Below are 12,705 nucleotides of genomic sequence, written 5' to 3'. Positions count from 1 at the left end.
CGCGGCTCACGCGGTAGGTTCACGCGGTAGGTTCACGCGGTCGGCTCATTAAGTCCGCGTCATTCGTATCGGATTTCTTCTTTCTACCCTCAGCGGCTTTGCACCGTTGGGTGAGAACGAGACCGGTGTCAACGGGTCCGGTTGCCAAACGCGTCCTCTTGGCCACTAAAGAACGGATCGACAAGATCGGGGCTCAACGAACTTCCCCGCGTCAGATCGGCGCGGCTAGATTGCCCGTTGCTAGATTGCTCGTTGCCAAAACCAGGGCCGGAGCGAGGATCGAGATTGGAACGTTGACCGCTACCTGATCGCTGGCCGGAATCTGGCCGTGATCCTGAGTGGTCGCCTGAGGGGGTAACTTCTATTTCATCGCCGTTATCATCGCAGGTGATTGAAAAGTTAAGGTCCTGCAGATGGACATCACCAGTTGTAATCGCGACTTCTTTCATCGCGATTGTTGTGGCGACGTCATCGGTTTGCGAGATCAAGTGAACCTCGTATTCGCCGGTCCGCAAACCGTCTTGAACGTCGAAGCGGTAATGACCCTCGGAATCCGTTGTCGTTTCAGCGACGACTTCCCCATCGCTGACCAGCTGAATGACCTGATCAGACGCACCTTGCGTGGTGCCGCCCTGCTTTGAGATGTCATTGGCGTTTGCGCTTGTTCGCCCGTCACTATCCGTTGTGACCGTCCCGGAAATCGACGCGCTGAAAAAGAATACGTCGTTTTGGAGATCGGTTAGTTCTGTGTTTCGTTCAACGATGTCGGCCAACGTTGTACTTTCGATTTCGGCCAATGCCGATTCGGAGAACGTGTTCTCGTACCAGAACCGATCTGCGTCGCGAAGTCGCTCGAATTGGTCGGTGATGATCGCTTGGAACGTTTCGCCAACACTGGCACCCTCTACGTGGTCTTCGACAAGGCCGCCCACCCACAGGTCGATATCATCAACGGAGCCGTAGAGTTGTTCCAGTTTTTCCTGGACGTCTGGATCCGAGGTGATGTCGGCAAAGCTTTCGACAGGATCGAGTCCATAGGCGACCCGCGTTGAGTTGTAATCAGACAACCCATGGTCCCTGCCCCGCTGGATGTTCAAGCTCACCAAGTCGAGCCCGTCCGATCCGGGAGGTCCAAAAAGGAAATTGCGGACGCTATCAACGGTTTGGATATCCAGTTCGGAGGAAGGGTCGGCCGTCAGATATTTGATGATGGAATCGATTCCATTCTCGGACACGGCTTCTGGATTGGAGAAGGCTTGACTCAGCGGAATCTCTTCGGCGCTTTCGTTCCCTTCGTTATCCAAAAACTCGACATCGTCGCCTAGCAAGCTGTGTCCAAACCGGAAGGCTGCGGTGGAGAACTCGTTGGCAATCGTGGGGTCAACGGATGAGTCATAGCCTTCATAATCACTGATCGTGTCTGCGCCCAAGAATGCTGGTAGCCATTCGTTGTAGGTGATCGCTTGCAGTTCCGCGACCACGATCGCTCGAGCTTGTTGGTAGATTTCTTCATCCGACAGCGTTGAGTCTGCTGCGGCAATCTCTTCAGCCAGCCGATTGTGTTCGCGAACGAACAATGTCTGGATTGCGGTCAGCTCAATGTTCTCGTTGGCACGCACATCGCCGGCAGCAAACAGCTCGTCGTTGGGAACGATCCCGGCGTCGTTGTCCATCGCCAGTGTTCCGTCCGGAAAGGTCTCTTCATTGTTGAACGGCAGCAAGTCGCCTTCGCTCGTCTTCAATTGACCGTCTGAAAGTGTTCTCAGCGCCGTCGCGGTGGCGTCGTCGGACCCGTAAACAACCGAACCATCAAGCCAGGTTGTGATCGTGTTGATTTGCTCACGGGGAGAATCGACTCCGGTTTCGGAATCATACAAGGATCGAGTCAGCGAGATGGTTTGGCTTCCTGTCCCGAACGGATCGAAGTATTCATCGCCTGTTGGAACCTCAATGTCAAACGACTCGCCGCCCGATGGTGTGCGTGTGATGTCGTGGTCGATGAACTGCCCCCACACATAGACGAAAGCGGACATGTCACGATCGCTGATCAGACCATCGTCGGTCGCCAAAACGTTGCTGATCTCGCGTGCGCTGGGGCGATCTTCACCAGCAGGTTCCGAAATCCCATCGGCGTAGTCATTGTCGGCAACGCGAATCAGTTGCGTGCCGACGGTGCCCAGTTCGGTATTTTCAAGATTGTTTGCCGACCCGTCGATCGATCGGTATTCCGTCGGCAGGCCACTCAGCGGCGTCTCCGTTGGAAGTTCGCTGGGCAATTCATCCCTATCGTCAGCGGGCAAGTCGATGTCATGGTGGTTGCCGCTGTCTGGCGAACGAAACCGACCTCGATCACGACTCAATCGATTGATCACCATCAGCGCGTCAAGCGGGCTATCGACGCCATCATTATTGACGTCCGTCATTTCGCCAGGTCCGCGCTGCAGTAGACCACCGTCGTCAATAGCGCCGCGTTGAGATGCGTAGCTCAAACGATTGATGATCGTCAATGCATCGATAGCGGAAACGACACCATCTTCGTTCACATCTTCCGGCACCACGTCGTTGTGAAAGATGTTGGCCGCCAACAACTGCCGAGCTTCCAACGATTCCGCCCTGAGACGTCGACGCATGGTTCGGCGTTTGTTTCTCTGCTTCTTGGTTGTTGCTTTTCGACTTGCGGGTTGAGGATTGTCAATCCAGCGTCTGATGAAGTTTTCCATTGGTTAACCTGCGGTAGAGAAGTGTGGTGAGAAGAATCGCCAAGTGCAGGTCTACACGACCGCTACCGGGCCCTCTCTGTAAGGGCGACTTTGTCGCGGTCGTGTCACGTTTTGCGTCGCAAAAGCTGCCGTTTGGCGTCGATGGGGTGAAGCCATTGACGAAAACCAGGCAGAACCGAGATATCGAGCCCTCTGATTTCTCGTCGACATTCTGTCAAATCGTTGCCGAAAGAACTATTTCTTACGGGCTTCCCTCTTTTTGACGGGCCAAGCCACAACGATAGTAAGACAACGGTTGATGCCGCCAACTCGTCAAGAGACAATGCCGTCTGCACACCAAAACAAAAGACGACAAAACGTTAAGTGAAAAGTCTTTGTTGCATGAGATTCTCTTTACAGGTATTGGAGTCTTTCGTTTCTTTCAAGCTATCCTTCTCCAATCTTAAGGTCACATTGTCTATCAGAAAGATCGTCGCCGTGCGGTACTCTCCGGGATGGAAAAGAACCACGCCGCCACCGGGTGCCGAGGCCTCATCCATGGCCTTTTGGATGCTAGCCCGGATGATTCATTAGCCGTTTTGGCGACAGCCACGGCTGCGTGATTTGTCGTGTGAACCGTGGCTAACGGCCTGTCGATTTAATCGGTTTGACTCGACTGATTGTTTAACGCCAAGCCATAGGCGACCGCTTATGGAAAAGCTGACGCCTTCGGCTAAGCGTTAAACGATTAAATCGACAGCCCGCTAACGTCAAAACGGCTAATACGCAGACTGTTTTTCGAGCAATGAACGTCAACGCTTTAAGGCGTAGACGTTAGCAAAACAATTTGCAAGCCCATGAATCATCCGGGCTAGCGGCGTTTTCGTAAACGCCATCGGCTTTGGCTCCGTAGTCCAAGACACGATGAATCTTGGCCGATGAATCTTGGCCGATGAATCTTGGCCGATGAATCTTGGCCTGAGCCATTCCGGTCATGAGAAGGAGTAAGCCAACAAGCAAGGCAATCTGTCGAGCTGCTATCATTGGATGACTTATAGCAGCTTGATCATTCTGGCGGAGTAGCAGAAGCCATCACAGAGTATGAGGTGAAACGATCTCTACCTTAAAAGTACCGGAGGGAACTTGGATTTGGACCCATCCTTGACCCGATGCCGTTGCCTCTACAGCATGTTCATTTATCTTCACAGAGGTTATTTCCGGATAATAGAAAGTCACCTTGGTTCCGTTTGAATGGATTATTCCACGCATCCCTGATGATGCAGTCGCGGCGTTCATATAAATCGCAATAGGCAGATCCGCCTGGAAGCCACAACGCGTACGCTGGCCATTATCAAATGAAACCCCTTTGACAAAAAAGGATGACAACTTTCCGGATTCCGTTCTAAGGAGAACATCTTCCCCTTGAAACGTTGTCTCCCCTTGTTGCCCGGTCATGCTACCATCGGAGGTCAGGGCAACATCTTCAATTTCTTCTTGAACGATTTTGCAGCCCGTATACTCCTCGGATTCGATTCTTGTTAGTTCGCCTACTTGATGGGTTTTGTCTGCCGGAAATAAAACGGTAAGGATGTCTTTCCTTTTGTCGATCGGATCGTAATTGGCGACCAAATAATCTGCTGCATAGGAATATCGGCTTGCCTGATTCGCCGTCCTCTTTATTTCAACCGAAGAGGGTGGAGTCGCTAAAAATGTCGTGAGTTCAACTTCGTTTTCAGTAAAAACACGTGGACCATTCGCGCCGTCTTCTTTTGTGATTTCAGATAAGTAGTGTGTTTCCGGCGCAACCGTCTTTAACGCACCTGAATTGGGGTGCCATACGACATTAACATTCTCCCCGGCATTGTCCGTGGTGACATGATCCATGACGAGATAGTAACCATGAGCACCATCGGAAGGTTGCACGAACACGACATCTCTAGCATGGGTCCCCTCGATAGCCGTCGTACTCACACCTCTACAATACTCGACATTTTGTCCAACGAATCCTTCCGTAATCCCATCACCCACTTTTGCTGAATGTCTTGCTCCACCGATCATTACGGTATTGGCGGACTCCGAATTTGAATGCAGGTAATCAAACGTAGCGGTCACCCCATCCACCGTGACATCCTTATCCGGTCCACTGTAGCCAGCATTTCGCAATAGGATCTCCCCATATCCAGCCATAGCCAGAGCATTGACTTCGAAATGGGTATGGTACTCTGTGTTTCCTGTCAGGTTCAGCATGCTCATATAGAGAGCATTCGTTGAGTCAGTTTTTGAAATGAAAGCGGCATAATTTTGAAACAATCGGCTGGGAGCCATGACCCCATCATTGAGTTCAACTGCGATTGGATCATTCTTGGCCGCGGTCCCCGCCATAATTAAGTAATTAGACAAGTGTCCCTTTAAACGTAGCGAAGACACACCAACCCCTTCACGCAGAACCCACATCGCGTATTGGTAGGCTTTGGGAGAATACCTAGCCGCTGAAAGAATATGGGGGGACACAACAACCTTTCCCCCTTTAATATCCCATGGCACCTGACCTTCGGTACTGCGAGAATCGCCGTAGAGCAGGATGCGTCCAAAGGGGGCCACTGCATAGCCATACATAAACTCTTTCAGCCCAATGATCCCAGGATTGGTGTAGTACTCATGATAGCCCATGTACTCCATCAAATCGGGTGTGGCATTTTTAGCGGAACGCTCAACCGAGTTCCATCGCTGTACGCAGTACCCATTGCCAGCTGGTGAGACGCCGTCGTTTGGCATGTAATGCTCCGACAAACCGCTATCAAACTCCACTTTTGCAGCCTGGAAATTCCGCTCATCCCCTATGTATTTGTACCACAGCATTCGCATCGCCCAGGCATGCGGATCCCACTTTCCAATATAGAGATCCATGATTTTGCTTTTCAGAACGGATTCAAAGCGGCGAAGCGTTGCTGAATCCAGATCAGAACGAATCACATCGAGTGCCAGTAAGGCATAAAACAGTTCATGGGAAGGAACCGAAGAGGTGGCCGCCCCGGTGCCGATGGTCATGTTTGTAATCCGGGTTCCGAATTTCTCTTTGATGCCATCGATGTATCCAGCTCTATTTTCCGGATCCAAGATATAAGCAAGGGCGCAGCCCCCCATCACATCGCGTGTCTCGGTGCCATTGTTTGCCGCATCGATCGCGTTGCTTTTCATCGCAGCAAAAAAAGGCGAACTGGAAGCGAGTTGCCTCCAGTAGGGGTAATCCGCTGTGTCAATGATATTTCCGGCCAAAACGCATTGGGCAGGCAACAGTACCACCGAAAGGAAACAGACGAGGTGTTTTTTTATGTCCATGATTTTAACCTCCCCGCTAGGTCTCCGTTGTGTAACGAAGGTGAGAGGAAATGAAGGTGAGAGGGAATGAAGGTGTCCGGTAAGAATACCTTTATTCCATCCGTGTGGGGACGGAGGATGACGCTGATGTGACACCACCGATCGAGCCATACTCAAAAAAGTCGATGTTCACATCATGGCCAGTGGAAGACGTGTTTTTTTCATGCGATACCTCAACCTTTATCGTGTGCGTCGCGTTGGATAAAGAATGGTTTTCATAGACGTATGCTGCGCCTTGAGTCGAGGCTTTGTAAGTATCGATGGTCTCGTCAAGCTGACCATCAATATAGATGTTCGCTTTCCCACATGATGGCCCTTTCCTTACAGCTAGTTTGATCGCTTCGCCGGTGAAGGTATACTCAGCATAATCATTCTCCGTGCTACTCACTTTGCAAGTTGAGTTGTAATCACTGCTATCTCCCGTTTCACTCCAGCTGCCTTCGTAGGTGATGGATTCATCGCGATCATCGATGGGGGGGGCGACCCCAAATAAATCATTGTAAAGATCGATCATATGCTGTCGTTGGTTGGATTGCCCTGAGTGAGGAATCACCCCAGCCTGATTGGGTCCCAAGTTAACCAGATCAACCCCCCCTTTATCCATCATCAATTTATGGAGTTCCTTGAGCGAACTTTGCGTCTTAAGCTTTAGTCCCGGTCTCCAAAACCAGCTGTTGTAGATTGAGTGGCAGATACCTTTGGGAACGTAATAATCCTTTCCACCGTGGGACTCGTTTTGCTCATAATTGTGTGAACTGAAATTGAATTCATAGTGCCCCACATCGTAAGGCCAACCTACATTTCCAGGCTTGTCGCCAAAGTTGTTGATGACGATGACATCGGAGTTGATTGATTTGATGTGATCGTACATGTTCTGGTTGTTTGGATACACAGCGGGACCATCGAACCACAACATGTCACAATCCGGATACTTCGTTAGTAGTTCTTCAACGATGTTTTCCTGAAACTCTTCAAATTGCGAATTTGTCCGCACCTGGTGATTGCACCCCCAGTGATGGATGTCTCGTCCAAGATTAACGTAAAATCCATAAGTTATGCCTGCAGCTCTAGCAGACTTGACAAATGCTTCGACGACGTCCGTTGTATTTCCACTACTTGCAACATCGAAATCGGTATGGGCGCTGTCCCAAAGGCAAAACCCATGATGATGCTTTACGGTAAGGATGGCGTGACTCATGCCAGCTGCTTTGACAACTTCCATCCACTGATCGGTATCGAGACCGGTTGGGTTCCATTTTTTGGGATCAGGATCTGGCTCTGCACTTTTACAGTTGGCGCCCATCGATGCGGCCCCATGAAAAGTGGGCATGTTGTAGTGAATGAACATCCCGTATTTAAGGCTTTCGTACCAGGCGATCCTGTCTTTTGTGTTCGCTGCAGTATCCGTTCCATCATCCCCTTGCTCCGTTAAAGTGTCGAGCTCGGAAGAGGTGTCCGTCGGGCTGGTACCCTCGCTGGCACCTGCAACATTGGGGACGAACAGCAGTAGTGCAAGGACAACAAAAAACAGGTTCTTCATTCTAGGCTCCAGAAAGGTTCGATGGTTTGTGAATGCGCGTTGTTGCCAATGCAAAGTTGCCAACCCAAGGTTATTGTCGACAGCCTCCATTTGCTCTTACAGAGGAATATCCCACCCATCATATTCATCCTCGCAAGAAAAGAAACCCTATTCGATTGTTCGAACAGAATAATTCTGGGGGGGCCTCTATCGTTCTTTCGCGAGCTTGCCTGGGCGGATGAAAACGCTGGTGGCTACGGAAGCTTCCCCCCCAAAGACGGTCGCCCCGCCCCCACGAATCGTGGCAGGCGATTCGTGGGGGCGGGGCGAGCGGGAAGGTTCGCATTCATGGTTGCTCCGAGTGGTTGCTCCGAACCGGGGCAAGCCCGACGGAAGCAAAAGGGCTCACCAGTGGTTCAGGTGAGCTCTAATCTTGATGCCGTCTGTTGCCATGGTGCAGCCTCAGCGATGGCTGCGTTGGGAATGGTTGAAAGAGAATGGGTGATCTATTCGGCTGCATTGGTTGACATGTGTTTCGCGATGTAGGCCGGTTCGCCCATTCGTTCGAGCAAGTCGAGTTGCAATTCCAACCAACTCGCGTGCCCTTCTTCGTCGATGGCGATTCGCTCGAAGAGTTGCCGCGTGCCGATGTCGCGGTCTTCGCTCGCCTCAATGGAAGCTGTTGTGTAAAACTCGATCGCTTCCTTCTCATCCGCGAGGTCCGTTTCAAACATTTCTTTCAGCGACGTTGCTCGGACGGGCGTCTTTTCCAAATCCAATTTCGGATCACCGTTCAAATACAGGATACGGACGAGATATTCCTCGGAATGTCCGAGTTCCTCCTGCAACTCTTCACGCATTTTGGCCGCCAGCAGATCCATACCCCAATCATCCAGCACACATGCGTGCAGTTGGTATTGGTGCATCGCAGTGAGTTCCATTGACAATGCTCGCTGAAGATTCTCGATCGTTTGTTTCTTTTGTTTCTTTGACATGGTTTGTGCTCATCTCTTTCGTGTTGGAGGAAAAACAATGGTTAGCCCTGGTCGCTGGGACCAGCATTGAGCGAAGCGTGAATAACCGATTCGCCTGAACGTGATGGGAGTCGAGGGAAGGTGAGATTTGGAAACTCGCCTTCCAATGCTTCCATGAAAGCCGCCAAGTCGGCGAGCTCTTGATCTGTGAATTTAACATCAAGCTGCGTGGACGCCATCACCCTAATGGCTTCCGTCAATGAATTGACACGACCATTGTGGAAGTAGGGGGCCGTCAGCGTGATGTTTCGCAAGGTCGGCGTTTTGAAATAATGGTCATCCCCGTTATCCCCCGTTGCCATTGAGCGTCCAACGTCCGCAACGAAGTCATACTTTTCGACATAGGGGGAATCTTCAAATCGGGGAAAATCGACAAACTCGGCGTCACTTCCGGGTTGCCAGCCGTTGAGTGCCGGGCCAGCGTGACATTCGGTACAGCCGGTCGACTCGAAGAGTTCCATGCCGCGAATTTGGGCCTCGTTCATGGCCTGTTTGTCGCCAACGAGATACCGGTCGAGAGCTGAGTTGGGCGTGATCAGAGTCCGCTCGAAGGCAGCAATCGCGTCGACCGCGTTTTCAATCGTAACGGAATCTGTTTTTCCAAACGTTGCTTCAAACTGCACCACGTAGCCGGGGATGTCTTTGATGCGGCTTACCACTTGGTCATGTCCGATCATTCCCATTTCAACATTGGCAACCATCGGGCCTTTCGCTTGGTCTTCGAGCGTCGCCGACCGGCCGTCCCAAAATTGTGAGGCCTGAAAGACGGAGTTCCAAACGGTGGGTGCATTACGAGGTCCCGTCAGGCCGTCGACGCCCATCGACGTTGCACGGCCATCGTCACCGCCCTCCATCAAGTTGTGACAACTGTTGCAGGAAACGGTACCGGTAGCAGAGAGTCGTGGATCAAAGTAAAGACTCTTACCAAGTTCGATCTTCTCTTTCGAATCCCCCCGCTTGGCGGCGGTCTTGGGAATCGCCTCCAAGTCTTGGGCATAAGCTTGTGCAGCAGCAAGCGAGATAGCGAGAAGGACGAGGTGTTGGACGATTGATGTGACTGAGTATTTCATGGTTCGAGGTTTGGATTGTTCGATTGCTAGGAGAGAACGCGGGGGGGGCATGAGTGATGCGATCGTGCGATTTTCGCGATGGTTCAAATTAGCCGCTCATCGCAGGTTGCGTTTTGACACTTGGCAGACCTGCACTTTTCCAAGCGACGTAGCCACCGGTTAGGTTGACAACGTTCTTGAAACCTGCGGCCTGCAGGACGCTCGCCGCGATTGCCGATCGAGCCCCGCTACGGCATTGGACGACTATTTTTTTATCGCGTGGCAATTCGTCCAGGTGCTCTGGTAGACGACCAAGGAACCGGTGCTCCGCTTGCTCGATGTGACCTTCTTTCCACTCATCGTTGGATCGAATATCGAGCAATTTTACGTCACCCGTTTCGACACTGTGTGACAAGTCCTCGGGTGTGCCGGTTGCGTAGACTTCGGTTGCCAAGTCGCTCGATCGGACATCGCTCGCATTGAAAGCACCCGCGATTTCCTCCACACCGATCTTGTGCAATAGCCTCGCCGCTTCTTCGAGCTGATTGGGTTCGCAGATCAGGTGCGTCGGCTGATCGTAGTCCACCAGCCAACCCGCCCAAGGCGACAGCATCGAGAGTGGGATGTTGATCGTGCCGGGGACATGTCCCTTGGCGAATTCGGACGCTGGGGCAATGTCGACGACGGTGCCCGATTGGACCGCATCCGCCAAACCGGCGAGATCAAGCATGGTGTGATGGTGATCGGCGCCAAGAATCCGCGGGCCTGCTTTGTTCACTCGCTTCATCACCGCGAAATACTTCGGCGCCTCCGGTTGGTCCGCCAAGATGTAACGCACAAACTCGTCTTCGTCGTTGAACTGAAGTGCCGGATTGAACCGCTTTTCGTAACCAACGGTTGACGATGGTATGGCACCAAGACCTTTTCCGCATGCACTTCCCGCTCCATGAGCCGGCCAGACTTGCAAGTAATCGGGCAGCGTTTTGAATCGCTCGGTCGACTTGAACAAATCGCGTGCACCAGGTTCGGCTGTGTTCATCAAACCAGCAGCTTGTTCCAACAGGTCCGGTCGACCGATTGAACCGACGAACACGAAGTCACCGGTAAAAATGCCCATCGGTTTGTTGGCACCCCCCCCTTGGTCGGTCAGCAGGAACGAAATGCTCTCAGGCGTGTGGCCGGGGGTGTGCAAAACGTCAAACCGGATGTTTCCAATCATGAAGTGATCACCGTCGTGAACTGGCATGCTATCGTAATCGTCTAGGTACAGGTACTTCCACTCGGCTGGACCTTCGTCGGAGACATATAACTTCGCGTCGACTCGATCGGCTAACTCGCGAGCTCCCGAAACATAGTCGGCATGAATGTGAGTCTCAGCGACTGCGACGATCTTGATGTCCTCCTTCTCTGCCATTGCAAGGTACGGATCGATGTCGCGGCCTGGATCAACGATGATCGCTTCTTTGGACCGCTGGCATCCAACCATGTAAGAAGCGTGGGCGAGTTTTTCGTCATAGAAATATTTGAGCAACATGTATCGGTTCTCCCGTGAAACGTATTGGTTACAAAACCACTGTCTTGAAAATCACAAAAATCGCGACCAACACAACCGCAATCGAAAATGTCTTCTGAAGCGTCGGTCCCTTCAATCGCTTAGCGACGATGCCGCCCAGCCACATGCCTGCAAAACCTCCGACCATGAATTGCAGGGTGGTTTCCCACGACAGTTCGTTTCCGTTTGCCAAGTGCGACGCTACGCCACTGATGCTTACCAAAACGATCACGAACAAGGAGGTTCCGACCGCTTGATGGATTGCCATACCGCTGAAGATCACCAGCGCCGGGACAATCACAAAACCACCTCCGACACCGAACAGGCCCGACAGTACGCCCGTCATTAGCCCAACCAGCACCAACAGTCGGGCACATCGCGACGTCAGTCGAAGCTTGCCATCGGCGTCACGCTGGCAAGCACTTCGATCTGGCCCCGGTTCGCTTTCGGTGGGGCAAACGCCACTCGGTAAAATTGGATTGCAAGCCTTGGACCACATCCGCTGTGCCACCACGAACATCAGCCCGGCAAACATCACCAGCAACATGTTCTCAGGAACAAGCGTCGACACGTACGAGCCGACTGGAGCCCCCAACATCCCAGCGACCGCGAACAGCAAACCTGTACGCAGTTCCACTTCGCCGCGAACGAGTCGAGGCACCGTACCAAACAAAGCGGTGCCACCGACCGAGGCCAGTGAGATACCGACGGCCTCGCGAGGAGCAACCGCCAGTCCGTAAACAAGCAGGGGTACCGCGAAGATGCCGCCCCCTCCACCGGTTAGTCCCAGTGCAAAACCGACAACCCATCCGAACAGGATGGCTAGGCCGAACATGAGCCTCCGCCATCGCATTGATTCCAAGGCATCTTCGCGAGTCCAGAAGCCATCGGGCAGGCGCCCGTCGCTCCGGCAAACATCAACCCGGCCCCGACAAAGGCAGAGAGTCCGGCAAAGTAGGGGTGGACGAAGTATGCCAACACGACTCCGAGCAAGGTTAGGAATCCGGCCGTCAATTGCACCTGCTGCATCAGTGGAAAGGCTTTCTTACCACGTACGACTGGAAGTCCCGCCTTGTCCCATGCCGTCGTGCCACCTTCGACGTTGACAACGTTTTTGAAACCAGCGTCCATGAATTTTTTACAGGCTTGCTCCGAGCGATTGCCGCTGCGACAGATCACATACAAAGGCTGGTCGGCCGATCCGTTTCGGGACGCCATCACGGCGTTGGGGTCGAGCGAGTCCAGTGGAACGTTGTGAGCACATTCGGCGTGAATCTCGCGAAACTCCGTAGGCATGCGTACATCAATGACGTCAATTTCGTTCCGGCTTTGTTCCGCTGCCAATTGTTTCACATCGATCGTTTGCATCAAGTTCTCCCGTGGTGGTGTGACGCCGCCCTGAATTGTCGTAATGTCGACAGGCGACGATATGTTTGGTTAAAAAAAAGGGGCCGATATCGGCCTCGTCAACTTC

9 protein-coding genes are annotated in these 12,705 nt (G+C 52.4%); all 9 read right to left on the bottom strand.

The window, feature by feature from the left end; translation table 11 throughout:
- Positions 1–128: 128 nt before the first annotated feature.
- The 9 genes from Q31b_RS08555 to Q31b_RS08515 all read right to left on the bottom strand — a co-directional run bounded on the left by Q31b_RS08555 (position 129) and on the right by Q31b_RS08515 (position 12,599).
- A complete protein-coding gene (locus tag Q31b_RS08555; RefSeq protein ID WP_146599240.1) occupies positions 129–2,720 on the bottom strand; it encodes a peroxidase family protein in 2,592 nt (863 codons plus the stop codon).
- Between the two features lie 813 nt (positions 2,721–3,533).
- Complete coding sequence (locus Q31b_RS08550; protein ID WP_146599239.1) at positions 3,534–3,743, bottom strand: hypothetical protein; 210 nt, start codon at positions 3,741–3,743, stop codon at positions 3,534–3,536.
- Positions 3,744–3,791: 48 nt separating this feature from the next.
- Positions 3,792–6,038 carry a hypothetical protein gene (locus Q31b_RS08545; protein ID WP_146599238.1) on the bottom strand — a complete coding sequence of 749 codons (2,247 nt, stop codon included), beginning with the start codon at positions 6,036–6,038 and terminating at the stop codon, positions 3,792–3,794.
- Between the two features lie 91 nt (positions 6,039–6,129).
- Positions 6,130–7,617 (bottom strand): alpha-L-fucosidase, encoded by a 1,488-nt coding sequence (locus Q31b_RS08540; protein WP_197171178.1) that lies wholly within the window; start codon positions 7,615–7,617, stop codon positions 6,130–6,132.
- Between the two features lie 485 nt (positions 7,618–8,102).
- Positions 8,103–8,591 (bottom strand): bacterioferritin, encoded by a 489-nt coding sequence (locus Q31b_RS08535; protein WP_146599236.1) that lies wholly within the window; start codon positions 8,589–8,591, stop codon positions 8,103–8,105.
- 41 nt (positions 8,592–8,632) lie between these two features.
- Positions 8,633–9,700 (bottom strand): cytochrome-c peroxidase, encoded by a 1,068-nt coding sequence (locus tag Q31b_RS08530; RefSeq protein ID WP_146599235.1) that lies wholly within the window; start codon positions 9,698–9,700, stop codon positions 8,633–8,635.
- Between the two features lie 88 nt (positions 9,701–9,788).
- Positions 9,789–11,213 carry an MBL fold metallo-hydrolase gene (locus Q31b_RS08525; protein ID WP_146599234.1) on the bottom strand — a complete coding sequence of 475 codons (1,425 nt, stop codon included), beginning with the start codon at positions 11,211–11,213 and terminating at the stop codon, positions 9,789–9,791.
- 28 nt (positions 11,214–11,241) lie between these two features.
- Positions 11,242–12,066, bottom strand: coding sequence for a sulfite exporter TauE/SafE family protein (locus Q31b_RS08520; RefSeq protein WP_146599233.1), 825 nt, complete (start codon positions 12,064–12,066; stop codon positions 11,242–11,244).
- Positions 12,054–12,599 carry a rhodanese-like domain-containing protein gene (locus Q31b_RS08515; RefSeq protein WP_146599232.1) on the bottom strand — a complete coding sequence of 182 codons (546 nt, stop codon included), beginning with the start codon at positions 12,597–12,599 and terminating at the stop codon, positions 12,054–12,056. The genes Q31b_RS08520 and Q31b_RS08515 overlap by 13 nt, the downstream gene beginning before the upstream one ends.
- Positions 12,600–12,705 lie beyond the last annotated feature (106 nt).

The organism is Novipirellula aureliae, assembly GCF_007860185.1.
Taxonomy (GTDB): Bacteria; Planctomycetota; Planctomycetia; order Pirellulales; family Pirellulaceae; genus Novipirellula_A; species Novipirellula_A aureliae.
The sequence above is the reverse complement of the archived record's forward strand: the minus strand, read 5'-3'. Positions and strand labels throughout refer to the sequence as shown.

What these genes read in the sequence shown, in the direction of transcription:
- Q31b_RS08535 (WP_146599236.1), bottom strand. Translation starts at nt 8,591, where the DNA reads ATGTCAAAGAAACAAAAGAAACAAACGATCGAGAATCTTCAGCGAGCA.
- Q31b_RS08530 (WP_146599235.1), bottom strand. Translation starts at nt 9,700, where the DNA reads ATGAAATACTCAGTCACATCAATCGTCCAACACCTCGTCCTTCTCGCT.
- Q31b_RS08555 (WP_146599240.1), bottom strand. Translation starts at nt 2,720, where the DNA reads ATGGAAAACTTCATCAGACGCTGGATTGACAATCCTCAACCCGCAAGT.
- Q31b_RS08540 (WP_197171178.1), bottom strand. Translation starts at nt 7,617, where the DNA reads ATGAAGAACCTGTTTTTTGTTGTCCTTGCACTACTGCTGTTCGTCCCC.
- Q31b_RS08515 (WP_146599232.1), bottom strand. Translation starts at nt 12,599, where the DNA reads ATGCAAACGATCGATGTGAAACAATTGGCAGCGGAACAAAGCCGGAAC.
- Q31b_RS08545 (WP_146599238.1), bottom strand. Translation starts at nt 6,038, where the DNA reads ATGGACATAAAAAAACACCTCGTCTGTTTCCTTTCGGTGGTACTGTTG.
- Q31b_RS08550 (WP_146599239.1), bottom strand. Translation starts at nt 3,743, where the DNA reads ATGATAGCAGCTCGACAGATTGCCTTGCTTGTTGGCTTACTCCTTCTC.
- Q31b_RS08525 (WP_146599234.1), bottom strand. Translation starts at nt 11,213, where the DNA reads ATGTTGCTCAAATATTTCTATGACGAAAAACTCGCCCACGCTTCTTAC.
- Q31b_RS08520 (WP_146599233.1), bottom strand. Translation starts at nt 12,066, where the DNA reads ATGTTCGGCCTAGCCATCCTGTTCGGATGGGTTGTCGGTTTTGCACTG.